The organism is Hoeflea ulvae (assembly GCF_026619435.1).
Taxonomy (GTDB): Bacteria; Pseudomonadota; Alphaproteobacteria; order Rhizobiales; family Rhizobiaceae; genus Hoeflea; species Hoeflea ulvae.
Genome location: NZ_JAOVZQ010000001.1, coordinates 2,245,674 through 2,270,346, shown reverse-complemented (window position 1 = coordinate 2,270,346; position 24,673 = coordinate 2,245,674). Strand labels below are relative to the sequence as shown.

Annotated in this window: 23 protein-coding genes; 10 read left to right on the top strand and 13 right to left on the bottom strand. The window is 63.0% G+C overall.

The features are described from left to right. Positions 1-83: 83 nt before the first annotated feature. The 4 genes from OEG82_RS10700 to OEG82_RS10685 all read right to left on the bottom strand — a co-directional run bounded on the left by OEG82_RS10700 (position 84) and on the right by OEG82_RS10685 (position 3,155). The gene (locus tag OEG82_RS10700; protein ID WP_047032512.1) at positions 84-320 is read right to left on the bottom strand and encodes an acyl carrier protein; all 237 of its coding nucleotides are present in this window, start codon (positions 318-320) and stop codon (positions 84-86) included. A 282-nt stretch (positions 321-602) separates the two neighbouring features. After that, complete coding sequence (fabG, locus tag OEG82_RS10695) at positions 603-1,340, bottom strand: 3-oxoacyl-[acyl-carrier-protein] reductase (protein WP_267612438.1); 738 nt, start codon at positions 1,338-1,340, stop codon at positions 603-605. A gap of 63 nt (positions 1,341-1,403) precedes the next feature. After that, positions 1,404-2,357, bottom strand: coding sequence for an ACP S-malonyltransferase (gene fabD / locus OEG82_RS10690; protein ID WP_267612437.1), 954 nt, complete (start codon positions 2,355-2,357; stop codon positions 1,404-1,406). Between the two features lie 174 nt (positions 2,358-2,531). After that, positions 2,532-3,155 (bottom strand): MarC family protein, encoded by a 624-nt coding sequence (locus tag OEG82_RS10685; RefSeq protein WP_267612436.1) that lies wholly within the window; start codon positions 3,153-3,155, stop codon positions 2,532-2,534. Positions 3,156-3,295: 140 nt separating this feature from the next. Here OEG82_RS10685 and OEG82_RS10680 point away from each other — a divergent pair, with 140 nt between their 5' ends. From OEG82_RS10680 to OEG82_RS10670, 3 genes are all read left to right on the top strand, one after another. Beyond that, positions 3,296-3,682 (top strand): hypothetical protein, encoded by a 387-nt coding sequence (locus tag OEG82_RS10680; RefSeq protein ID WP_267612435.1) that lies wholly within the window; start codon positions 3,296-3,298, stop codon positions 3,680-3,682. Between the two features lie 121 nt (positions 3,683-3,803). Further along, positions 3,804-4,730: a calcium/sodium antiporter gene (locus OEG82_RS10675; protein ID WP_267612434.1), complete on the top strand. Its 927-nt coding sequence runs from the start codon at positions 3,804-3,806 to the stop codon at positions 4,728-4,730. 111 nt (positions 4,731-4,841) lie between these two features. Next, positions 4,842-5,885 (top strand): aldo/keto reductase, encoded by a 1,044-nt coding sequence (locus OEG82_RS10670; protein WP_267612433.1) that lies wholly within the window; start codon positions 4,842-4,844, stop codon positions 5,883-5,885. Between the two features lie 78 nt (positions 5,886-5,963). On the opposite strand, the gene OEG82_RS10665 is transcribed toward OEG82_RS10670, so the two are convergent. The 4 genes from OEG82_RS10665 to OEG82_RS10650 form a co-directional block, all read right to left on the bottom strand. After that, positions 5,964-7,166, bottom strand: a complete 1,203-nt coding sequence (locus tag OEG82_RS10665) for an MFS transporter (protein ID WP_267612432.1) — start codon at positions 7,164-7,166, stop codon at positions 5,964-5,966. 225 nt (positions 7,167-7,391) lie between these two features. Continuing rightward, positions 7,392-7,868: a pyridoxamine 5'-phosphate oxidase family protein gene (locus OEG82_RS10660; RefSeq protein ID WP_267612431.1), complete on the bottom strand. Its 477-nt coding sequence runs from the start codon at positions 7,866-7,868 to the stop codon at positions 7,392-7,394. 124 nt (positions 7,869-7,992) lie between these two features. Beyond that, positions 7,993-9,975, bottom strand: a complete 1,983-nt coding sequence (locus tag OEG82_RS10655) for a putative bifunctional diguanylate cyclase/phosphodiesterase (protein WP_267612430.1) — start codon at positions 9,973-9,975, stop codon at positions 7,993-7,995. 25 nt (positions 9,976-10,000) lie between these two features. Beyond that, positions 10,001-10,489, bottom strand: coding sequence for a putative pterin-binding protein (locus OEG82_RS10650; RefSeq protein ID WP_267612429.1), 489 nt, complete (start codon positions 10,487-10,489; stop codon positions 10,001-10,003). Between the two features lie 588 nt (positions 10,490-11,077). On the opposite strand from OEG82_RS10650, the gene rpsF reads away from it, so the two are divergent. The 4 genes from rpsF (at position 11,078) to rplI (ending at position 13,504) form a co-directional block, all read left to right on the top strand. Then, entirely contained in the window at positions 11,078-11,503 is a 426-nt protein-coding gene (gene rpsF / locus OEG82_RS10645; protein WP_267612428.1) for a 30S ribosomal protein S6, read from the top strand. 11 nt (positions 11,504-11,514) lie between these two features. Beyond that, on the top strand, positions 11,515-11,763 hold the full coding sequence (rpsR, locus tag OEG82_RS10640) for a 30S ribosomal protein S18 (protein ID WP_007196805.1): 249 nt from the start codon (positions 11,515-11,517) through the stop codon (positions 11,761-11,763). Positions 11,764-11,911: 148 nt separating this feature from the next. Next, on the top strand, positions 11,912-12,871 hold the full coding sequence (locus OEG82_RS10635; RefSeq protein WP_267612427.1) for a DUF2232 domain-containing protein: 960 nt from the start codon (positions 11,912-11,914) through the stop codon (positions 12,869-12,871). Between the two features lie 24 nt (positions 12,872-12,895). Continuing rightward, positions 12,896-13,504: a 50S ribosomal protein L9 gene (gene rplI / locus OEG82_RS10630; protein WP_267612426.1), complete on the top strand. Its 609-nt coding sequence runs from the start codon at positions 12,896-12,898 to the stop codon at positions 13,502-13,504. Between the two features lie 60 nt (positions 13,505-13,564). Here rplI and OEG82_RS10625 read toward each other — a convergent pair whose 3' ends face one another. After that, positions 13,565-14,791, bottom strand: a complete 1,227-nt coding sequence (locus OEG82_RS10625) for a hypothetical protein (RefSeq protein WP_267612425.1) — start codon at positions 14,789-14,791, stop codon at positions 13,565-13,567. 38 nt (positions 14,792-14,829) lie between these two features. Next, on the bottom strand, positions 14,830-15,156 hold the full coding sequence (locus tag OEG82_RS10620; RefSeq protein WP_267612424.1) for an ArsR/SmtB family transcription factor: 327 nt from the start codon (positions 15,154-15,156) through the stop codon (positions 14,830-14,832). 205 nt (positions 15,157-15,361) lie between these two features. On the opposite strand from OEG82_RS10620, the gene OEG82_RS10615 reads away from it, so the two are divergent. Further along, complete coding sequence (locus OEG82_RS10615; protein ID WP_267612423.1) at positions 15,362-16,216, top strand: uracil-DNA glycosylase; 855 nt, start codon at positions 15,362-15,364, stop codon at positions 16,214-16,216. 196 nt (positions 16,217-16,412) lie between these two features. Next, positions 16,413-17,708 (top strand): MFS transporter, encoded by a 1,296-nt coding sequence (locus OEG82_RS10610; RefSeq protein WP_267612422.1) that lies wholly within the window; start codon positions 16,413-16,415, stop codon positions 17,706-17,708. Between the two features lie 31 nt (positions 17,709-17,739). Here OEG82_RS10610 and OEG82_RS10605 read toward each other — a convergent pair whose 3' ends face one another. The 3 genes from OEG82_RS10605 to OEG82_RS10595 all read right to left on the bottom strand — a co-directional run bounded on the left by OEG82_RS10605 (position 17,740) and on the right by OEG82_RS10595 (position 21,783). Then, on the bottom strand, positions 17,740-18,153 hold the full coding sequence (locus tag OEG82_RS10605) for a universal stress protein (RefSeq protein WP_267612421.1): 414 nt from the start codon (positions 18,151-18,153) through the stop codon (positions 17,740-17,742). Positions 18,154-18,327: 174 nt separating this feature from the next. Continuing rightward, positions 18,328-19,239 carry a DMT family transporter gene (locus tag OEG82_RS10600; RefSeq protein WP_267614922.1) on the bottom strand — a complete coding sequence of 304 codons (912 nt, stop codon included), beginning with the start codon at positions 19,237-19,239 and terminating at the stop codon, positions 18,328-18,330. A 246-nt stretch (positions 19,240-19,485) separates the two neighbouring features. Then, positions 19,486-21,783: a xanthine dehydrogenase family protein molybdopterin-binding subunit gene (locus OEG82_RS10595; RefSeq protein WP_267612420.1), complete on the bottom strand. Its 2,298-nt coding sequence runs from the start codon at positions 21,781-21,783 to the stop codon at positions 19,486-19,488. 202 nt (positions 21,784-21,985) lie between these two features. Here OEG82_RS10595 and pepN point away from each other — a divergent pair, with 202 nt between their 5' ends. Next, positions 21,986-24,628, top strand: a complete 2,643-nt coding sequence (pepN, locus tag OEG82_RS10590; RefSeq protein ID WP_267612419.1) for an aminopeptidase N — start codon at positions 21,986-21,988, stop codon at positions 24,626-24,628. The last annotated feature ends 45 nt before the right edge of the window (positions 24,629-24,673 follow it).

Sequence of the window (24,673 nt, the reverse complement as noted above, 5' to 3'; positions counted from 1 at the left end):
GCCAGAAAAGGAAAATAAACCGGCGCAGGTGTTGCGCCGGTCTTGAAGGCGGGCAGATCAGGCGCCCGCCTGATCATGTCCATTCAGGCCTGGGCCTTGGTGATGAACTTGACTGCGTCACCGACGGTCAGGATTGTGTCGGCGGCGTCATCGGGGATTTCCACACCGAATTCTTCTTCGAATGCCATCACCAATTCGACCGTATCGAGCGAATCCGCACCGAGATCATCAATGAAGCTTGCGCCTTCGTTCACCTTTTCAGCGTCAACGCCCAGATGTTCGATGACAATTTTCTTTACGCGGTCTGCGATGTCGCTCATGTCGGATTTCCTCGACCTGTTTCACATTGTTCTTGCGCCTCGTTACCTGCGCAAGCATGGGTAATCAAGCTTGTTGCACATCTTTATGCACCAGACTTGGTTCCGTCAAAGCCGGAGCTGTGGATTACGGCATATTTCGAACTCGAAATCAGCTCTCATCACCACTCACGGCGAGGGCGAAGTACCATGGTTTGGCATGCGGGCAAAGCCGGAAAATACGCCGAGAGCGTGATTTCCGCCGCATGGTGACGCATCCGGCCAGTCTGTTTCACCTGCGGGTGATCAGACCATCAACATGCCGCCATTGACATGAATGGTCTGCCCGGTGACGTAGGAAGCCTCGTTGGATGCCAGCCAGGTCACGGCCGAGGCAACTTCCTCGCCCGAGCCCATCCGCCGCATCGGAATGCCGCCCATGATCGCCTCGCGCTGCTTGTCATTGAGCTTTTCGGTCATGGCGCTTTCGATGAAGCCGGGGGCCACGCAATTGACAGTGATGTTGCGCGGCGCGATTTCCTGGGCAAGGCTCTTGGAAAAGCCGATCATGCCGGCCTTGGCGGCGCAATAATTGGCCTGGCCCGGATTGCCGGCGACGCCGACAACGGAGGTGATGTTGATGATGCGGCCATGGCGGCGCTTCATCATCGGATGGGTCAGTTCGCGGGTCAGGCGGAACACGGCGGTGAGGTCAACTTCGAGAACCTGGTCCCAGTTCTCGTCGCTCATGCGCACGAACAGTCCGTCCTTGGTGATGCCGGCATTGTTGACCAGGATGTCGACGCCTTCGAGCTTCTCTTCGGCGGTCTTGCCAAGTTCGGAGACGGCGTCCCGGTCCGACAGGTCGGCGGGAAACAGCATCACACGTTCGCCAAGGTCTGCGGCCAGCGCCTCGAGCTTCTCGACGCGGGTGCCGTGAATGCCGACAGTGGCGCCGCGGTGATGAAGCTGGCGGGCAATGGCTTCACCGATTCCACCGGAGGCACCGGTCACCAGGGCCTTGCGGCCGGTCAGATCGAACATGGGTCGTCCTTTCGGGATTTTGTCAGTTCAAGCCTGCAATCAGGCTGTCATCAGGTCTGTTGCTCAGCTGTTTTGCGCGTCGATTGCGGCCAGAAACGGGTCAATATCATCCGGTCCCCCGACATTGAGCCCGGTGATCGAGCGATCGATGCGGCGGGCCAGGCCGGTCAGCACCTTGCCGGCGCCGATTTCGGCCAGCGTGTCGACGCCGTTGGCGGCAAACCAAGCCACCGTCTCGCGCCAGCGGACCTGGCCGGTCACCTGCTCGACCAGCAATTGCGCGATTTCGTCCGGATCGGAGACCGGTGCTGCACGCACATTGGAGATCACCGGGACGACCGGCGCCGATTTGGCAATGCCGGCGAGGGCTTCGCGCATGGCGTCGGCGGCCGGCTGCATCAGGCTTGAATGGAACGGCGCCGATACCGACAGCATCAGCGCCCGCTTGGCGCCCCGGGCCGTGGCATTGGCGGCAGCGGCCTCGACCGCGGGCTTGAGACCCGAGATCACCAATTGCCCGCCGCCATTGTCATTGGCGATCTGCACCGCGCCGAGCGCGCGGGCTTCAGCGCAGGCCGCTTCCACGTCCTCGTTCTCGAGCCCGATGATGGCCGCCATGGCGCCCTCGCCTGCCGGCACCGCGGCCTGCATGGCGTTGCCGCGAATGCGCAACAGCCGGGCCGTGTCGGAAATCGAGAACATGCCGGCCGCACACAGCGCCGAATATTCGCCGAGCGAATGGCCGGCGACATGGCTGGCGGTGCTTGCCAGATCGAGGCCGCGTGATTCGAGCACGCGGATCAGCGCCATCGACACCGCCATCAGCGCCGGCTGGGCGTTGGCGGTCAGCGTCAGCGCATCCTCGGGACCGTCGAAGATCACCGCCGACAGCTTTTCGCCAAGCGCCGCATCGACCTCGTCAAACACCGCCCGCGCCTCCGGATAGGCCGAGGCGAGATCCTTGCCCATGCCGACGCTCTGGCTGCCCTGGCCCGGAAAAGTGAATGCAATGGCCATGTGCTGGCTCCAATCCTGTATGTCGCGTTGCCGCTTCAATTCACATTCGCGGCGCCGGAGTCAAGTTCAGTGCCGTTCGCGGCATCAGACGCGTCAAGCGCAAACGCGTTCAGATGCGGCCGAAATCCTGCTCACCGAACTGCCGGCCAAAGGACACATCGATCCGTCCCGGCGTCAGGCTGCGGTTCTGATCAGCTCCATGACGCCATTGATCACCGCGTCGACGGCAACGGCTGCCAGCACCATGCCCATCACCCGGCTGACGATCGCCGCACCGCCATTGCCGATGATGCGCAGGATCGGCGTGGCCATCAGCATGCAGGCCAGGGCAACGCCGACGACACAGACCATGACGGTGCCGGTGACGATCTGCTCCTGGACGCTGAACCGGTTGTTGTCGGTCAGCAGCACGATGGCGAGCATGGCGCCCGGCGACGCCAGCGACGGCACCGCCAGCGGGAACACCGCCACGGTATGGGCATCTGCCAGTTTCTTCGCCTCGGCGGTTTCGGCTTCGGGCTTCGACGTGTCGAAGATCATGCTGAGCGCGAACAGGAACAGAATCAGCCCGCCGGCGATCTGGAACGCCGGGAGACTGATATCGAGGGCCTCGAGCAGGAACTGCCCGGCCACCAGGAAAAACAGCAACACACTGGCTGCGATCACCGCAGCGCGGATCGCGGTCTTGACGCGCTCGGCGGCGGTCATGCTGGCGGTGATGGCCACAAAGACGGGGATTGTGCCGATCGGATCGATCACCACCCACAGCGTCACGAATTGCTCGAATATGCCTGTCATCGAACTGCTTTCCTTTTTCTCCACGCTGGCGCGCCCGGATGCCGCATAGAGCAAGAACAAGCGCGCCACACAGTGGCCGACAGGTCATCTTTCCGCCCATCATCGGAACGCCGGTCATAAAGCAAAAATATTTCCCAGCCATGAACACGCGCCCCCTTGAATTTGCCATGGATCGCCGTCACATCATCATCGTTGCGCTCAAACCCGGCAGCGCTTTTTTCGGATCCACACAGATGTCGCACTCCGCGTCACCCTCCCCGGCCAATTTCTCCGGCGGTTCGCCCGCTGCCCTGCCCAAATCCAGATTCGTGGCGTTTCTCACCGCAGTCGGCGCGATCGTGCTGATCAGCTCCGAAATCTGGCTCGCCGCCATCGCTACCATCTGGGCTGCCGACGGCCTGCTCGATCTGGCTGCCATGGGCGACATGGTCCTGATCGCGCTGATCGGCCCGCTGGCCATCTGGGCGACCTATATGACGGCAAAACTGGCGATCTCGGCGGAAATGAACCCCGAAAACGCCGACTGAGCCCATGCCGCAGGTGCCGGCTTCGGCACCCGCCCCTTGATATCCCCAAGCCTTGCCTCGGCCTCCCGCGACATTGCTATCGCCGGCGGCCGCCCGCACCCGTGACCCGAGGTCAGACATCATGCTTATGAATGTGGTTATGCTGATCGCAGGGCTTGCGCTGCTGACCTTTGGTGCGGATTTTCTGGTTCGCGGCGCCATTTCCCTGGCCAACCGGCTCGGCATGCCGCCGCTTTTGATCGGCTTGACCGTGGTCGGCTTCGGCACCTCGATGCCGGAACTGCTGGTGTCGCTGCAGGCCGCACTGGACGGCTCGCCGGCCATCGCTGTGGGCAATGTGGTCGGCTCCAACATCGCCAATATCCTGCTTATCCTGGGCACCGCCGCGGCGATCTCGCCGATAGCCACACGGATTCCCAACCTCAAGCGCGATCTGGTGATGATGCTGGCTGCGGCGCTCGTCATGCTGGGACTGGGCTATTGGGGCGTGATCAATCTCTGGCTCGGCCTGGCCATGTTTGCCACGCTTGCTGCCTATCTCGCCTGGGTCACCCGCAGCGACCGCCGCTGCCTGACGGCAGAGGAAGCCGAGCTGGTGGTCAAGATCGAAGGCTGGAAAGAAGCCCTCTTTATAATCGGCGGCCTCGGCGCGCTGTTTGTCGGCGCCAGCCTGCTGATTGGCGCGGCAACCTCGATCGCCCGGGAATTCGGCATCTCGGAAGCGGTCATCGGTCTGACCATCGTCGCGGTCGGCACCAGCCTGCCGGAACTGGCAACTTCGGTGGTCGCCGCCTTTCGCCGCCATGCCGAGGTGGCGCTGGGCAATGTCGTCGGCTCCAACATCTTCAACATTCTCGGCATTCTGGGCATCACAGCCATGGTCACACCGGTAAGCATCGATGCCTCGATGGCGCGATTCGACATTCCGTTCATGATCGTCGTCTCGCTGGCGCTGACCGGGCTGATCCTGATTGCCGGACGGATCAACCGCCTGGCCGGGGTGGTGATGCTGGGCATCTATACGGGCTATGTGGTCTGGCTGTTCTGATTTGAGCATGACGCGGGCAAGGCTTGCGCCCTCGCCCGCGCTGGCTATTGTGCGGCCATATTTTGGCATGCGCCGCTCTGCCAGGGCCGGCAATCAAGAGGAACATCCCCGATGAAAATGAACCCGCTCGGACGAACCGGCATGATGGTCAGCGAGATCTGCCTCGGCACCATGACCTGGGGCGAGCAGAACAGCGAAGCCGAGGCGCATGCGCAGATGGATTATGCGCTGACCCAGGGCGTCAATTTCTTCGATGCGGCGGAAATGTATCCGACCCAGCCGACCCGGGCCGAAACACAAGGGCTCACCGAGGAATATATCGGCAGCTGGTTCCGCGCTTCGGGCAAGCGCAACGATGTGGTTCTGGCCACCAAGATGGGTGGCAACGGGGTCAAATGGATCCGCGACAGCCAGGGTTTCACCCGCGCTTCGGTGATGGAGGCGGTTGACGGCAGCCTGAAGCGGCTCGGCGTCGACCATATCGATCTCTACCAGCTGCACTGGCCCAATCGCGGCTCCTACCATTTCCGCAAGCACTGGGCCTTTGACGCCAGCAGCCAGGACAAGACCACGGCAACCGATGACATTCGGGAAACGCTGCAAGGCTTGGGCGATGCGGTCAAGGCCGGCAAGATCCGCGCCATCGGCCTGTCCAACGAGAGCGCCTGGGGCACCATGCAATTTGTCCGCATGGCCGAGGAGCACGGATTGCCGCGCGCAGCCTCGATCCAGAACGAATACAACCTGATCTGCCGGATGTTCGACACCGATCTGGCTGAAGTGGCGCATCACGAGGATGTCGGCCTGCTGGCGTTTTCGCCGCTGGCCGCCGGCATCCTGTCGGGCAAATACCAGGGCGATGTCACGCCGGACGGCTCACGCCGCAGCAAGGTGCCCAATCTGGGCGGGCGCTGGAGTCCGCAATCGGAAGCCGCGACCCAGGCCTATATCGAGGTCGCGCAGAAACACGGGCTCGACCCGGCTCAGATGGCCATCGCCTTCTGCCTGTCGCGCCCGTTCATGACCGCGGCGATTGTCGGAGCCACATCGGTGGAGCAGCTTAAAACCGCCATCGGATCGAAGGATGTCAGACTGTCCGACGCGGTGATGGACGACATCGCCACGGCTCGGCGGGCGCATCCGCTGCCGATCTGACCCCTGCCCGTCTCACGCGACCGGGCTTGCGGGCCTGCTGCCTGACCGTTGAGGCCGGCGGCAGCCCGCGGCCCCGTCTCAGTGCCGGCGCCGGCCCAGTCCCGGATGGGTGCGCCGGGCAATCAGCGCGCAGCCGATCAGCACCACGCCGATGGCGGCAAAGACCCCTTGCACCGGCGTGATGACCAGCACCAGCCGCGCGAAGGCAGGCGAACCGACCGAGGCGACATCGCGATAGGTGGAATAGACCGCCGCCATCTCGGTGCGCTCGGACGGCTTGACCGTCAGCAGGAACGGCAGGCCGCCGCTGACATCGAGCAGCACCAGGAACACCGTCGCCGAGACCAGCATGGCAATCGCCGGATAGGGAAAGCCCGAGAGCATGGCGGCACCAGCGAACAGCACGCCGGTGCCGGCAAAGCCGGTGACGATGGCGCTGCGGACGCTGGTTTTCTGGAGGAATTTGAGCATGAAGGGCGTGGAGAACAAAAACGCATTGGAAATCGACAGCGCCAGTCCGCCGATCTGGTCGCTCAGTCCGGATTTGACCGCGAAAATCGGCACATAGATGATGTAGATCGACCAGCCGACGGACCGCATCGTGGCATAGAACCAGCCGCCGACCAGGGTCGGCTGGCGAAAAAACCGCGGGATATAGCGCAGCGGATTGGTCGGCGGCCTGCGCGCCTTGGTGATGACCTTGCCGTCGCCAAGCCGCAGATACCAGAAGAAACTCAGCATCGCCAGGCAGGCGGCGATCGAGATCAGGAACGGTATCTGCGGATGCCAGTCCATCAGCACCACGCCCAGAAACGGCCCGACGCTCCAGGAAATACCGCTGAACAGCAGGCGCCGGCTTTCATTCCTGCCCATCGAGGCGCGCTCGACATAATCCATCACGTAGGCGTTGAAACAGACCGCCAGGATGACCAGGCCGACCGAATTTGCCGCAACCGCGAAGGGCACATAGCGGGCATCGAAAAAGCCGCCGAGAATGCTGCCGCAGATCATGATCAGCGCGCCCAGCGTGTAGAGCCAGCGCCGCGGCACGAAGCGGGCGAGCAAGGGCACGCAGAGCGCGCAGACCAGTCCGGTCAGGCCGATCAGGACATAGACTTCCGAGACCGAAGCGGCGCTGCCCAGCGCCCGGTACATCAGCACCGGATAGACCGAAATCAGCGTCGCCCGGGCCGAGGCTTCGCAGGCGGCCAGAATGGCAAAGGAATTGACGCCGGCTCTGGCTGGCGGAAACTCGACAAGCGGAAGGCGATGCTGGACCAAAGTGCTGGCTAACGCTGAAAAGAGAGACAACTGACGCGGCGGACGCCGTTACAGTCTGCGCCTTTGCCGATTCTGGCAAGCCGGTGCGGGAAAGACGCCAAGGCCGCGCGGCCGAGATCCCGATTGGAGCCGGCACGGCCATCCCCATCCGCAAATGCAAGACCACCGCCGCGACCCATGGGGGCACGGCGGTGGTGAACTGACCGGCAAATGCGGCGTGATCTTTTACATTGTGACCTTGCCGCTGTCTCCCAGATCGGGCTTGCCGAGACCGGCGGCGGCGGCAACCATCTTGATGGTCGAGACCATGTCATGCGGGCCGTCCCAGGCCTGCGCATCTTCCGGCGTGAACTTGATCAGGCGCAGGTCCGGATCCTCGGGGCTGTCCCACCATGACTTCATCATCGGCGACCACAGGTCCTTGATCTTGGCGCGGTCATTGGACAGTTTGGCGACGCCGGTGATCGAGACATAATCATTCTTCGACTGGTCGACAAAGGCCAGGGTGACAATCGGAAACTCTTCGATCTGATCGTCCTTTTCCGCATTCGCGCCGGTGAAAAAGTAGATGGCATGCTCGTCCTGTCGCGGCATGGCAGCCATGGGGCGGGCGCTCTGGCGGCTGCCGTCCCAGGTGATGAACATGGCAATCCTGATGCCGTCCATCATCTCCCAGACGTGGTCTTGATCGATCTTGGTCATGAGTGTGCTCCTGTTGCGTGACTTCTCGTCAGCAGAACGCGGAGCGCAGCGTTAAGTTTCGTTTTTTCTCAGCTATCCGGAACAGCGGCAGTCCGGACCAACAGGTGACGGCGGAAGCCGGCGATCAGGTGCCGGTTGCCTTGGTCGCTTCGATCTGCGGCGCAGATGGAGCAAGAGACTTGAGCAGCGTGACGTGAACCTGGTCGATGGGTTGCGGTCGGCCAAACAGATAGCCCTGTGCGATGTGGCATCCGCTCTTGCGCAGGATCTCGTGCTGATCGGCCGTCTCGACACCTTCCGCGACCACCTTCATGCCCAGTTCGGTGGCCAGGTCGACCACCGACTCGATGATGGAAAGGCACCGCGGATCATGGCCGAGATCGTCCACAAAGCTCTTGTCGATCTTCAGCTCGTCCCAATCGAACTGGCGCAGATAGGACAGCGCCGAATAGCCGGTACCGAAATCGTCAAGCGCGATCGAGATTCCGAGTTCCTTGAGACCGTTGAGGATGCGGGCCGCCAGTTCAGGCTCGGACATCATCACGGATTCGGTCACCTCCAGCGTCAGCCGCTCGGCCGGGAAGCCGGTGCTGGCCAGAATGTCGGTGACCATGCCGATGACATCGTCACGCAGCATCTGCCCGACCGACAGATTGACCGAAACCCGGACATCGTCCGGGAAGGCCATCGCCTCGATGCAGGCGGTCGTCAGGATGCAGCGCCCAAGCTCGACAATCTGCGACGATGTCTCGGCGATCGGGATGAATTCATAGGGGCCTATCCAGCCCAGTTCCGGATGATTCCAGCGCGCCAGCGCCTCGAAGCCGACCAGCTTCCCGGTGTCGATGTCGACCTGGGGCTGGTAGAAGGGGAAGATATCGCCATTCTTGAGCGCGAGCTTCAAATCGATTTCGAGACGCCCTCGCCGTTCGAAATCCGCCCGCATCGAAGGGTCGAACTTGACCACGATGCCCTTGCCAAGCGCCTTGGCGTTGCTGAGCGCCAGATCCGCATCGAGCAAGGGGTTGGAGGCGGAATCGCCTGCCCGATCGAGCACGGCCAGCCCAATCGTGGCACCGATCGCCACGGTGCTATTCTGGATGAGATAGGATTCGCTCAGCACCGACAGCAGCTCGTCGGCAATTTCTTCACACCGGCTGAAGGCGGCCTTGCCCTGCAACAGCACGACAAATTCATCGCCACCAAAACGGGAGGCAATGTTTTCGGGGCCCACTCCGGCGATGAATGTCCTGAGACGGTCTGAGACCCGGACCAGCAGGTCGTCCCCCGCAGCATGCCCGAGCAGATCGTTGACAGACTTGAACCCGTCGAGATCGATCGCAAGCACCGCCAGTGTCTGCGTGGCATAGCCATCGGACATCATCGCGGTGTCGAAGGCGCTCTTGAAGGCCAGCCGGTTGGGGAGCCCTGTCAGACTGTCATGGTGGGCAAGGTCTGAAAATCCGACCGCGGCATGGCGCGCGGCGCGATGGGCACGTTCCAGCGACCTGTTCTGGTACATCATGGCAATCAGCAAAAATGTGCCGAGGCCAATCAGCACATAGGCCAGGTATTTCTGCACGCGCTGCTCGCTGACCAACCGGTTGCGGATCTCGGAATTGACCACCATCGTGGTGGTGTGGGCATCGGCGCCAATCCGGTGAATGACCGGTGCGATCTCTTCGAGTTTCTCGACGAGACGCTGCTGCACCTGCGGATCATCCAGGTTGCCGATTTCCGAAATGGCGTCGAGATAATCTGCACGGATGCGATCGAAAGCCGTCCGTCGCTCGGGCACCATGTCGACATAGTCGCCGAACTTGCCAGAGTTCCAGTTGGTCAAGCGGCCCTCGACAATCTGGCTGTACAACTCGACCTGGGCCGCGTCTTCAGGACTGCCGCTTGCGATATAGTCCGATATCCACTTCTGCAGCTCCAGAATTTCCATCCGCCCTGCCGAACCGGTCCAGGTCACGTCATAGCGGGCGGAACGGGCAACCGACTCCTCAGTCGCCGCCATGAGGCCGGCATGGATCCAGCCGATGGCTCCAAGCGCAACAAGGCCTGCAAGGGCGAGCAGATTGAATGTGGTTTTGGGAAGCCGCATGAATGGATTGGTCTTTGCGCTCGGACTATTCGACGACGATGCTGCGAACCTGCCATGCAGACCGCGAGTGATAGATTTCGCTGTTCAACTCCGGCTTGTCGTCAAAGGGATAGACCACGAACAGCGGCCCCTTGTCTGAGACCGGCATGGGCGCACCCTCCTTGCGGCTGGCGAGGATGACGCCGTGATCGATGAAATCGGTGACGGGAACGGTGGTGCGGTACTTGTTGAGTGCAACGATGGAAGCCGTATCGCCGGAGGCGCCGACCGCTTCCATCAGCACCGCGAGCGGCACGCCGTCAAAGGTCATTGCGTTTGATTCCCAGGGCGAGCTTGTGGTGATGCTCGCAGTTCCGAGCGCCTCGAGTTCGGCGAGCGTGAAATCCACCGGCTCGCCATTTGCCACCTTCCCGGAGACGGTCAATACCACCTCGTCCATCGCAACGGCTTGCGTGGAAATGCCCGCCAGGGCAAGTGTTGCGCCGACAAACAGCGCCTTCAGCAACGAAGACATGAGCAAATCCTTTCGTTTCAAAATTCAGGCCGGCTTGCCAGCAAATGGCTGCCCGGCCTCAGACCTGGAAACGGATAATGCTCAAACTGCAGTGAAACCGGGGTTAAGCCGGCACTCCAGAACTTACCCCTACAAATTGGGGGTAACTTGCCCCCAGATCAGAAGAAAAAGACATGCACCGGCCGCAAGACCGGCTCGCCGGCACCGGCTGCGTGACCATGCGCATGGTTGTGCTTTGATGGTGCCGCCGGGCTTCAAAATCGCCGGCATGGTCAGGCATCAGGCTGCTGCGCGACCGGCCTGCCAGCCGCTGCGGCAATCCGTGCCAGCTTCGCACTTGCAATACGGTCAAATCCGCGTATAAGCGCCCTTGTTCGAACACCCGGTCATCTGGCTGGTGGCTGAACGGAGGGTGCGATCCTTGTTACAAGGGTCCCGGGGGCAACAGCGCTCCGGCCTCCCGTGTCTCCGCTCACGACCGTCTCGATACCACGTCTTTCTTGCCCGGCCCAAATGGCCGCCAGGACAAGTCGCTGGGGCTTAGCGCCGGATCCGGGTGATGTAAAATGCAAGAAAGGCAAGTCAATCATGGCTCTATATGAACATGTATTCCTTGCCCGGCAGGATGTCTCCAGCCAGCAGGTCGAAGCCCTCGTTGAACAGTACAAGGGTGTGATCGAAGCCAATGGTGGACAAGTCGGGCGTATTGAACACTGGGGCCTCAAGTCCCTCACCTACCGCATCAACAAGAACCGCAAGGCGCATTATGCGCTGATGGACATTGATGCGCCGTCGGATGCCGTCAAGGAAATGGAGCGCCAGATGCGCTTCAACGAAGACATTCTTCGTTTCATGACCGTTTCCGTCGCAGCCCATGAAGAAGGCCCTTCGGCCATGCTTCAGAAGCGTGATCGCGATGACCGCCCACGCGGCGACCGTGACGACCGCCCCCGTGGCGACCGCCCCGATCGCGGTGACCGTGGCCCGCGCCGTCCGCGCGAAGACCGCGAATAGGAGATACGACAATGGTAGACATCAATCAGATTCCGACCCGTCGTCCGTTCCATCGCCGCCGCAAGACCTGCCCGTTCTCGGGTGCGAATGCGCCGAAGATCGACTACAAGGACGTGCGTCTGCTGCAGCGCTACATTTCCGAGCGCGGCAAGATCGTTCCTTCCCGCATCACGGCTGTGAGCCAGAAGAAGCAGCGCGAACTCGCCAAGGCGATCAAGCGCGCCCGTTTCCTCGGCCTGCTGCCTTACGTGCTGAAGTAGCAAATTCAGGAGCCCGGCGTCTTGCGCCGGGTTCCGTTCCCATTCCGCGACGGGCGCGGGGCCTGGGTACCGAAAATCCCGTGTTGGGGTCGAGACGCGAAATCACTTGCGGCTGACCTCTAACTGCTTGAAGGCAGGACAGCGACTGATGACACAGCAAAGCACATCGCTCCTTGTGGGCCTGCTCGCCGGCGTTTCTGCCGCGTTTTTGCTTGTCAGCGCCGGATCTCCGTCAGGCCTGTCATTCTTTCTCTTTGCCGCTGCCGCGCTGCCCGTGCTGATTGCCGGGCTGGGCTGGTCCAACCTTGCGTCCATTGTCGCGGTTGTCTGCGCCATGGCGATCATCGCTCTTACCACCACGCCGCAGGCCGCGCTGGTTTCGGCTGTCACCACGCTGGCGCCGGCGGCCTGGATTGCGCATCTTTCCAATCTGGCCAGACCGGCCGAGGAAATCGGCGGCCCCGAAGGCGGCGTCATCTGGTACCCGCTGTCCGACATCTTCATGAACATCGCGGCCTGCGTCTGTGTCGGGCTCGTGGCGGTCGGACTTGCAACCGGATACGGCCCGGAATTCATCGGCGAGCTGGTCGACGTGTTTGTTACCACCATCAAGGACAGCAATGCCGACTACCAGCCTTCCGCCGAGGGCCTGGCCGAGATGAAACAGTTCTTCCTGTTCGCGCTGCCGGCGATCCAGGCTGCGATGTGGGTGCTGATCCTGTTTGCCGGCTGGTATGTCGCCTCTGCCATCGTGCGCCTGTCCGGCCGTTCCAAGCGGCCCAAGGACGACATCCCCTCGCAACTCAGAGTGCCGCGCCTGGGCGCGCTTGCGCTGGCAGCCGGCGCGGTGATGAGCTTTTCGGGCGGCGGCATCGGGCTGATCGGCTGGACCCTGGTCGGCGCCTTCGGCATCTGCTTCGTGGTGGCGGGCTTTGCCATCGCGCATCATCGCACACGCGGCAAGCCGGCCCGCGGGCTGCTGCTGTCGGCAGCCTATCTGGCGACGGTGATCTTCACCATTCCGCTCGGCTTCTTTCTCTTCCTCGGGCTGTTCGACACCGCCCGGACCCTCACGGCGACCAATTCCGGTCCCAGATCCAGACCCTGACACCTCCTCGAAAGGACAAACACCATGGACGTCATTCTTCTTGAACGCATCGCAAAGCTCGGCCAGATGGGCGAAACCGTCAAGGTTCGCGACGGCTACGCCCGCAACTTCCTGCTGCCGCAGGGCAAGGCGCTGCGCGCCAATGCTGCCAACAAGACCCGCTTCGAAGCCGAACGTACGGTTCTCGAAGCCCGCAACCTCGAGCGCAAGTCGGAAGCCGAACAGATCGCCGAAAAGCTCGACGGCAAGACCTTTGTCGTTGTCCGTTCTGCCGGTGAAACCGGTCAGCTCTACGGTTCGGTTGCAGCCCGCGACGTGATTGCCGTTCTTGCCGACAACGGCTTCACCATCGGCCGCAGCCAGGTCGACATGAACAACCCGGTCAAGACCATCGGCCTGCACACCGTGCCGCTGGTGCTGCACGCCGACGTCAATGTGTCGGTCACCTTCAACGTTGCCCGTTCCGCCGACGAAGCCGAGCGCCAGTCCAAGGGCGAAGACCTGTCTTCGGCCGACGCCATCTACGGCATCGACGAGGAAGCCGCTGCTGAAGCCGCAGAAGCTGCCGAAAACGACCCGGACTACAATGACGAAGAAGAAGGCGCAGAAGACTCGAGCGACTACAACGCCTGAGACTGATTGCTGCCGCCTGATCTGGACGCCCGGGACCTGTTCCCGGGCGTTTTTTATTGCTCAGACCAGAACCACCGGTGCCAGTCCGCCGCCCGGCGTGCGGAAATTGGTGGTCTGCCCCGCATAGATCCGCGCCACCGGAAACAGCGGCTGGCCGGCATAGGCATAAAGCCGGATGTCGAATTTGAGCCGCAGCTTCACGCCGTCGACCACCAGGCCGCGATAGCTGGGCGCAACATATTGCTGGGCGACGTAGTTCCCCGCCAGAATGGATTTCCACACACGCTTTGTCAGCTTGTCGCCACGATAGGCCGCCCGGCTGCCATAGCCATCCGAGGGCTTGACGAACATCGTCTTGCGCGTCTTCCAGGCCAGCGCCGGGTCGATGGCGGAAAGCGTGCTGGTCTGCGGGATCATCGCGCAAAGTTCCGCGCCAAGCGCGCCGGGCGCCCCCTCGCCGCCTCCGAGGATCACGAGATTGCGCTTGTCGGCATAGAGCGCGTGATGGCGCGGCGATGGCGAGACCACCGCGCCGTCCTCAAGATAGGCCTGCCGCAAGGCCGTGCTGGATCTTGCCTCGAGCCTGAAATCGGTCAGCCGGTTGTAGACCATGTCAATGACCTCGCCGCCGAGCCACAGCCTGCCGTCGCGGTAATCGAGATCCGACGGGGCAGCAATGACCGTGCGAATGCCGCGAGCGTTGAGCAGTTCCGCGGCCAGCAGCATGTCGGGATAGAGATATTGTGTCTCGGGGTCTTCATCGACAATGGCGAGCGCGCGAAGCGGCTCACCCGGACGGATGGAAACCCATTCCTGCAGGACCATCGACACCAGCCGTTCCTGGAGCCGGGCCTCGTCAAAATCCGGACTGTGGGATTCGAGCGGCGCGCAGTCCGATCCGGCATCGACAAAGGGCTTGGTGAGAAAGGCGCCGCCGGCATTGGTGTTGATCTCGATCAGCCGCGGCCCGGCGGCAGAGAGGTGAAAATCATACCCCATCAGCAGGCCGTGACTCGCCCGCTGGCGAGTCAGGTCGATTGCGGGATCACGGGCCTGCACGACCGCCTGATAGGCTCCGGTTGCGGTGATCCGGGTCACCGCCTCGACCAGTTGCGCCATTTGCCGGTAATCGTCGCGGGCCGGGAACACGGCGGTGCCTGCAAAAAGCCCGGGCCGCTGTGCCAGCAGGGCTGGCATCTGCGGGTTCTGACTGCCGGCAGCCACGCGGGCGCGGCGCTGTTCGGCTTCATATGCCAGGCAATGGCACAGGCTGTTGATGGCCGCCACCGGCGTCTCCCCGCAGCAGGCGGGCCCTGTCGCCGGGGTCAGCATGCGCAGGCTCGCTGCACTCTCCGGCGCAGATCCTGATGTCCGCCGCAGCAATCATGCATGATGAAGGCAAAGAGCGATCCGAGCGTGTCGTAATGCGCGCTGTAGATCATCTGCTTGCCCTCGCGGCGGACGCTGACCAGCCCGGCATCGGCCATCAGTTGCAATTGCGCCGACACGGTCTTGAGATTCTGGTCGACACTTGCCGCCAGCGCGCCCACCGACGCGCCCTGTTGACCGGCCCGGACCAGGGATTGCAGCAGCAGCACGCGCCCCTCATGGGCGAGCACCGAAAAGACCTTGATTGCAGCATTCATTTCCATAATTCTTATATTCCATGGAATGAAAGAATATTCAAGTGCCCGGGGATGCGTAATGAACGGCACGGTGGACCGGGGCGCCTGTGCCTCTTCCCACTGCAATCGCCATCGGGTAGAACGGCCCCATGGAAGGCATGGCACTTGAAATGGACTCGGCCGAGCTGGCGGCGCTTCTGCATTTTTATGCCGACAGCGGTGTCGACGATCTGTGCGAGGATGCGCCTGTCGACCGCTTCGCCCAGTCGGCGCAGATCCTCGAGGAGCGCGCCCGGGCCAAGGCCCAGCCCAGGACCGTTGCCCCGGTCGCAGGCGCACAGCCAACACCCCCAATCAAGCTGCCGCCGGCCAGGACGCCGCAGGCCAGCCCTCGGCTGCCGCGACCCACGGCCGCAAGATCGCCGCGCAGCCGCTGGCGCCGGCGCCGCAGGCTTCACAACTCACAGTCCCCGGCGAGGCCGCCTTTGAAAGCGCCCGGAGCCTGGCTGCCGCCGCCGGTTCCATCGCCGAACTGCGCGCTGCCCTTGACGGCTTTACCGGCTGCAATCTGCGTCACAGCGCCAAGTCGCTGGTCTTTGCCGACGGCAATCCGGATGCCGACATCATGTTCATCGGCGAAGCGCCGGACCGCGAGGAAGACATCCAGGGCGCGCCCTTTGTCGGACGCCCGGGACAATTGCTCGACCGCATGCTGGCGGCCATCGGGCTCAACCGCGACACGGTCTATGTCACCACCATGATTCCGTGGCGGCCACCGGGAAACCGCACCCCGGCTGCGCATGAAATCGAGCTCTGCCGCCCATTCATCGAGCGCCATGTCGCACTTGCGGCGCCGAAGATTGTGGTGATGCTCGGCAATGTCGCCAGCCGGTCGCTGCTGGGCACCAAGGAGGGCATCCTGTCGGTGCGCGGCACCTGGATGGACTACAAGGCAAATGACAGCACCATCCCGGCGCTGCCGACCCTGCATCCGGGCTACCTGCTCAAATATCCGGCGCAAAAGCAGCTTGCCTGGATGGACCTGCTGTCGCTGCAGGCCCGGATCGAACAGCTCAAGGCCGGGTAAGGCATCCTGTTGTTCGCAGACGATGCACGGGACCACGGCGCTTCGCATTTATTCTCGTGCTGCGTCGCAATCGGGCCTTTGCGTCGCAATCGGGTGTGAGAAGGTCTGTGCAAGGAATCGCAATTACAACCGCGCCTGACTGATCCGGACAGCAACCGGGGCAGCCGGGTTGCGCTCCGTTGACAGGAAAGCCGCCATGATCCAGTCCGTTCGATCGGTGGCGTCGCTGCTGCTATCAACCTTTTTTCTGCTCACCGCCATGGGTCTGTCGGGCTATCTGATCCCGGTCAGGGCGGTGGCCGAGGGCTGGTCGACCTTCGCGATTTCCCTGATTGCGACCGGCTACGCCATCGCCTTTACCGTGAGCTGCATCATCACCCCAAGGCTCGTGCTCAAGGTCGGCCATGTGCGGGTGTTCGGCGCGCTGACCACCATCATGGCCATGTCCTACCTGCTGCATACGCTGGTGGTGCATCCCACCGTCTGGGTGCTGACGCGCGCCATGGCCGGTTTCTCGATCGCCGGCGCCTACATGATCATCGAAAGCTGGCTCAACGAGAAGGTCAGCAATGAAAACCGCGGCGCGCTGTTCTCGGTCTACATGATGGTCAGCATGTCGGCGGTGATGGTCGGGCAATATATCGTTCCCTTCGGCGATCCGAGCGGCCCTACGCTGTTCATGCTGTGCACCCTGATCTGCTCGATGGCGGTGATGCCGACGCTGCTTTCCAGCGCGCAGTCGCCGCAGCCGCTGACCCAGGTCAAATTCGATGTGCCCGCGCTCTACCGGCGGTCTCCGGCAGCCGTCATCGGCACCCTGCTTGCGGGCCTGATCGCCAGCGCCTGGGGCGGGCTCGGACCGGTCTATGCCACCAAGCTGGGGCTCTCGACGGCCGAGGGCGCCACCATGCTGGCGATCGCCATGGTCGGCGGCGCGATCTTCCAGTATCCGCTGGGCCGCATTTCCGACCGGATGGACCGCCGCAGGGTGATGATCTTTGCCGGTCTCATCGGCATTCTCGCCTGCGCGATCACCGTGACCTTCGGGGTGGACAACCGGATCATCTTCTTTGCCGGCATGCTGTTTCTGGGAACCGTGCTGCTGCCGATCTATTCGCTCAATGTCGCGCATGCCAATGACCATGCCGAACCCGACGAGTTCGTTGAAGTCTCCAGCGGGCTGATGATCACTTATGGCGTGGCCACCATGATCGGGCCGCTGATCACCGGTGCGGCGATGGACTGGTTCGGACCGCACGCCCTGTTTGTGGTGATCGCCATCTGTTTTGCCGCCTATTCCGGCCACGCCGCCTGGCGCATCAGCCGCCGTGAGCAGCCGCCGGAGGAAATGCGGTCCGACTTCCTGCCGATGGCGGCGATGCCCGACCTGACGCCGCAGAGCGCCGAACTCGATCCGCGCTCCGATCCCACCTATGGCGAAGCAAGCGAAACGGAAGACGCCGACGCCGATGCACCGGAGACCCAGGCCTGAGCAGGCAGGACCATCCGGTGGTCTGACGGCGTCAACGCACGACGAAGACCGAGATGCGCATATGGGTGGCGAGGTAGCCGGCATTGGACCCGAAGAAATGGTCTCGGAAGCTTGGCACATGCGAGGCCATTACCACCAGATCGGTGCCGGTCTCTTCGGCCGCCTGCTTGAGTCTGATGTCGAGATCGACAGCCGGATCATGCGATGTCACGGCAAGCGGCATGAAGGTCACGCCGTGTTTTTCAGTCTGGGCCTGGGCGAAATCCTGCAGCCGGACCTGGTATTCGGCCGGGTTGTGGGCACTCTTGCCCGGCGCCGAACTGGCCACACCCGCGACGGTCACGGAGGCACTGTAAAGCCGGGCGAGATCGGCTGCGGCGGCGAGCGCCTTGTCGAGTTGGTCGGCGTGATCAAGATCCACGGGAACCATGATGTGCTTGAACATGACGGGGTCTCCTCAATTTCCGCCGGATTCCGGTCCGGCGCCCGACTGCGCCGAGAACAGCATGACAGCCCGATCATCAGACATGAATGCGGTGCGGCCTGCCTTGATCGTGATCAAGTGCCATCGGAACCGGGGAAATACGGGCGGAAAACGGCCCATTCGTGCGAAAACCGGTCAGCCCTGCGGCGTCACCAGCTTGCGCTGGGCCTTGCGTTCGAGGCCGAGGGAATGCTCGCGCAGGATGACGAAGATCCCGGCGCCGACGACGATTGTCGTCCCGGTCAGCATGGTCCAGGTCGGCACATCGCCGAAGATGAAATAGCCGATCAGGATACCCAGCACGATCGAGCTGTACTCGAAGGGCGCGATGGTCGAGACCTCGGCATGCCGGTAGCTCTGGGTCAGCAGGATCTGCCCGAGCCCGCCGCAAAATCCCGCCAGCGTCATCAGCGCCAGCGACTGCCAGTCCGGGACAACCCAGCCGAAGGGCAGCGAGGCCAGCGACAGCAGCGTGGCCGTCAGCGAGAAATAGAGCACGATGGTGGGCGTCCGCTCGGTCAGCACCAGCTTGCGCACCAGGATCATCGCCGTGGCGCCCAGTGTCGCGGATGCGAGCACCGCCAGCGCCCCTTGTGCTTCACTGGAGCCGAAACTGTCGCCGAACAGGCTCAGCCGCGGCCAGGTGATGATCAGCACGCCGCCGAGACCGACGGCCACCGCAGACCAGCGGAAGATCCTGACCTTTTCCCCCAGAAACAGGGCGGCGAACACCACCGTCAACAGCGGCATGGCGTAGCCGATGGCGATCGCGTCGGGCAAGGGCAGGCGCATGATGCCGTAAAACCCGAGCGACATGGCGGTGACGCCGACCAGTCCCCGACCGAAATGCGACATCGGATTCGCGGTGCCCCAGGCGGTCACGAGCTGGCCGCGCAGCGCCAGGAAGATGAGGATCGGCACCATGGCAAAGGCCGAGCGGAAGAACACGATCTGGCCTGCGGGGATGCCTTCTCCCGAGGCCTTGATCAGCGTCGACATGGTGACGAACACCGTCACCGAGGCGACCTTGAGCGCGATCCCGACCATCGGCGAACCGGTCGGCGATACAGCCGATGGCTGCTGTCCGGCCGGCGTGGTGACAGGGTGTGGGCTTTCGGTCACATGACCTCTTTCATGACTGATCAGTGGAACGGCAAGGCCCGCAGATCATGTTTGGCGTGTGTTTCGGCGGCGTTTGCCGGCGCGTCGGACCATAACCCGATCGACGACCATCCGTCCGATCAAAAACCTGATGAACCACCCGCGTTGCGCTGATGGACCACGCGTGGCGGATCATCCGTTCAAGGCCTCCCAGATCCGTTGCGGGGTTGCCGGCATTTCGATGTGGCGCACGCCGCGGACGCGGTCAAGCGCATCGACAAGCGCGTTCATCACCGCAGGGCATGAGCCGATCGTTGCCGCCTCGCCTGCCCCCTTGATGCCCATAGCATTGGTGGTGGAGGGCACGTTGCGGGTTTCGAAATCGAAGAACGGCATGCCGTCGGCGCGCGGCATGGCGTAATCCATGAAGCTCGCGGTGAGCAATTGGCCGTCCTCGGAATAGACCACGCCTTCACTCAGACACTGGCCGATGCCCTGAACGACGCCGCCATGGATCTGTCCAAGCAGCAGCACCGGATTGACCGTCATGCCGAAATCATCGACGATCGTGTAACGGACGATCTCCACCCGGCCGGTATCCGGATCGATTTCCAGCTCGCAGACATGGGTGCCGTTGGGATAGGTCGCCTCGTCCTGCACCACGTCGGCCAGCCCGGTGCGGTCCTCCTCGGTGCTGGCGGCACGGGCCAGATCGGCATAGCTCATCACCCGGTCGGTGCCGACAATGCGCGCGGCCCCGTCGACCAGCTCGATGTCCGACGGTGACGCTTCCAGCTCATCGGCGGCAAGCTTCTTCATCTTGTCGGCCAGAACCTCGGACGCCGCCGACACCGAAACGCCGCCGAGCGGGATCGAGCGCGACCCGCCGGTGCCGCCGCCATTGGCCAGCTCATCGGTATCGCCCTGACGCACGGTGATCCTGTCGAAATCGATGCCGATCACATCGGCGATGAACTGGCTGTAGGCCGTGGCATGGCCCTGGCCGTTGGTCTGGGTGCCGATATAGAGCGTGATGCCGCCATCGGCGTCCAGCGTCAGCCTGGCCGGTTCGGAGCCTGCAAATGCGCAGGCCTCGATATAGACCGCAACGCCCAGACCGCGCAGCTTGCCGCGGGACCTTGCCTGTTCCGCCCGGTCGTCGAACTGGTCCGCATCGGCCTTTTCCAGGGCGCGGGTCATATGGCCGTCAAACTCGCCGACATCATAGATGCGGCCGCCTTGGGTGGCATAGGGAAACTGCTCCGGGCGGATAAAATTGCGGCGGCGGAGTTCGGCGGCGGGCATGTCCAGCTCGCGCGCTGCGGCATCGATCAGCCGCTCGATCAGAAATGCTGCTTCGGGACGCCCGGCGCCGCGATAGGCGTCGACCGGCGTGGTATGGGTGTACACACCGCGCAATCTGAAATCGAGATTGGCAATGTCATAGACGCCGGTGGCCATCGAGCCGCCGAATGTCGGGACGAAGGGGCCGAACTGGCTCAGATAGCCGCCCATATTGGCAAGCAGATCGGCGCGCAACCCGGTGATCCGGCCATCCTTGTCCATGGCCAGCGAGGCGGTCACCTGATGGTCGCGGCCATGGGCGTCGGCAAGGAAATGCTCGGTGCGGTCGGCCACCCATTTGACCGGTCGGCCGAGCTGGCGCGCGGCTTCCAGCGACAGCGGATATTCGCGATAGTTGAACGACTTGGTGCCGAACCCGCCGCCGACATCGCGGGTGATCACCCGAAACGCCTCGACATCCATGCCGAAGACATCCCGGGCAAGGGTGCGGCGGATGCCGTGAACGCCCTGCGATCCCAGCGTCAGCGTGAACCTGGCTTCAGCTGCGTCCCACTCGGCCAGGCAGGCGCGGGTTTCCATGTAGTTGGACACCAGCCGGTTGTTGATGAAACTGATGGTGGTCACATGCTCGGCTGCGGCAAAGGCCGCGTCCGTCGCCTCGGCATTGCCGACCTGGTACAGAAAGGCCTGGTTTGTGCCGAGATCGGGCCAGACCAGCGGGCGGCCCTCTTCGAGAGCCGTGGCAAGCTCGGCATGGGCCTCGCCCATCTGCCAGTCGATATCGATAAGTTCCGCCGCATCCTGGGCCTGGACCAGCGTTTCGGCGACGATGAAGGCCACCGCATCGCCGACATGGCGCACCTCGCCGTCACACAGGAGCGGCGTGTGCTTGAGTGCATGCCGGGTCCCGTCGGGCTGTTTCAGCGGCGTCTGGCAGATCACCGGACCGAGATGGGCGACATCTGGCGCAGTCAGCACCAGATGGACGCCGTCACTGGCGCGCGCGGTCTCCAGGTCGTTGATCGTGAACCGTGCGGCGGCATAGGGCGAGCGCAGCACGAAACCGCGCAATTCGCCCTCGGCGCGGATATCGTCGGTAAAGGCCCCCTCGCCGCGGATCAGCTTGGGATCCTCCTTGCGCAAGGCGGACGCGCCCACGCCAAATTTCGGTGTCGCGATGTTCATGGCAGTTCCCGGTGACGGATTGGTGGTTTCGCCGCCCATGCGACTCTTGCCCGCATAGTTATCGCGGATGCCGCATTTGTCGAGTCCGCGCCCATGGTCGCGGACGGCTGCGCCCGGGCAGCCCCGCCGGTCTTAACCCCATGTCAGGACCAGTTGTGATAGCCTCCTGCCCTTGATTGTGAAATTGCGGGACACAGACACCATGCGGACTGAAACGGGACAGGTTTTCAAGCTCAAGGATTACAGGCCGACGGATTTCGTGGTCGAGCGCATCGACCTCACCTTCGAGCTAGACCCGACGCAGACCAGGGTCGTCTCCCGGATCAGCCTGCAGCGCCGCGACGGCGTGGCGGCGGATGCGGAACTGGTGTTTGATGGCGATGAGCTGTCGCTCGAGGGCCTGCAGCTTGACGGCCGTGACATCGATCCGGCGCTTTACACGGCCACGCCCGACACACTGACCATCCGCGAATTGCCGGCCAGTGTCCCCTTCGAGATCACCGTGACCACCGTGATTTCGCCGCAGACCAATACCCAGCTGATGGGGCTCTACCGGACCAATGGCGTCTATTGCACCCAGTGCGAGGCGCAGGGCTTTCGCCGCATCACCTATTTCTATGATCGCCCGGATGTGTTGGCCGTCTACAGCGTCACCATCATCGCCCGCAAAAGCGAAACCAGATACCTGCTGTCAAATGGCAATCTCGTGAGCAGCGGCAGCCTTGACGAAGGCCGGCATTGCGCCACCTGGTTCGATCCCCACCCGAAACCGTCCTATCTGTTCGCGCTGGTGGGCGGCGATCTCGGCCTGATCGAGGACAGCTTCACCACCATGAGCGGCCGCGAGGTGGCGCTGAAGATCTATGTCGAACACGGCAAGGAAAACCGCGCAGGCTATGCCATGGATGCGCTCAAGCGCTCGATGAAATGGGACGAGGAGGTCTACGGGCTGGAATATGATCTCGACATCTTCCAGATCGTCGCGGTGTCGGATTTCAACATGGGCGCCATGGAGAACAAGGGGCTCAATGTCTTCAACGACAAATATGTGCTGGCCGATCCCGAGACGGCGACGGATGCCGACTATGCCAATATCGAGGCCATCATCGCGCATGAATATTTCCACAACTGGACAGGCAACCGCATCACCTGCCGCGACTGGTTCCAGCTCTGCTTGAAGGAAGGCCTCACAGTCTATCGCGACCACACATTTTCCGCCGACCAGCGCTCGGCCCCGGTCAAGCGCATCGCCGAGATCCGGCTGTTGAAAGCGCATCAGTTTCCCGAGGATGCAGGCCCGCTGGCGCATCCGGTTCGCCCCGAAACCTATCGTGAAATCAACAACTTCTACACTGCAACGGTGTATGAAAAAGGCTCCGAGGTGGTGCGCATGATCCGCACCATCCTGGGCGCGGAGGATTTCCGCAAGGGCATGGATCTCTATTTCGAACGCCATGACGGCGACGCCGCCACGATCGAGGACTTCCTCGCATGCTTCGCCGAAGCCAGCGGCCGCGATCTCAGGCAGTTCGCGCTGTGGTACAGCCAGGCGGGCACCCCGTCGGTCTCGGTATCGACCGACTGGAACGAGGCCGGACACACCTTCAAGGTGACGCTGGAACAGTCGCTGGCGGCCACACCCGGTCAGCCGCGCAAGGCGCTGATGCACATACCGCTGGCCTATGGCCTGATCCTGCCCGACGGCAGCGAATTCGCCGGTCAGCCCTCCGGGAACGACGCCGAAAACGGCGTCTTCCACCTCACCCGCCGCAAGCAAAGTTTCACCTTCACCGGCGTGCCGGAGCGCCCGGTGCTCTCGATCAATCGCGGTTTCTCGGCACCGGTCACCATTGCCATGGAACAAAGTGCTGCCGATCTTGCCCATATTGCCCGGCATGACAGCGACGGCGTGGCGCGCTGGCAGGCGCTGAATGAGCAGGCCACGCGGTATCTGGTGGAAGCGTCGAAACTGTGCCGCGACGGCCGCAACCTGCCCTCGGCACAGAAGCTCGCCGAAATCCTGGTGGCCACCGCGTCTGACGAAAGCCTGGAGCCGGCCTTCCGCGCCCAGGCGCTGGCCCTGCCGGCGGAAAGCGACATCGCCCGCGAGATCGGCTCCAATATCGACCCCGACTCGATCCATGCCGCGCGCAACGCCGTGCTGTCGGAAGTCGCCCGCTTCGGCGCCGATGTGTTTGCACGGCTGGCCGGTGCGGCGCCCGAAGGCGCCTACAGTCCGAGTGCGGAAGACGCAGGAAAACGCGCCCTTGCCGGCGCGGCACTGGCCTATGCGGCCATTGCCGATGGCGGTCCGGGCCGCGCCATGGCGGCATTCGACGCTGCCGACAACATGACCGTGCTGTCGCAAGCGCTGCAGGTGCTGACCCAGAGCTTTCCGGCAGCAGCCGAGACAGCTGACGCGCTGACTGCGTTCCGGACCCGGTTTTCCGGCGATCCGCTGGCGCTCGACAAATGGTATGCGATCCAGGCGATGATGCCGGGCAAAACCACCTGGCGGCGGGTCGAGGAGCTGCTCGACAGCCCGGACTTCGACCGCAGCAATCCCAATCGGGTGCGCTCGCTCATCGGCGGATTTTCGGCGGGCAATCCGACCGGCTTCAACGTCGCCTCAGGCGACGGTTATCGGCTGCTGGCGCGCGAGGTGATCGACATCGACAAGCGCAATCCGCAATTGGCCGCCCGGCTGCTGACGGCGATGCGGTCCTGGCGTTCGCTGGAAGCGGGACGGCAGGAACAGGCGCGGCTGGCGCTGGTGTCGATCCGCGAAGCGGCCAATCTGTCACCCGACGTCAGCGACATTGTCGACCGGATGCTGGACGGCTGATGCACCGCGCCACCGATCCGCGCCGCCAGACCAGACCGGATCATC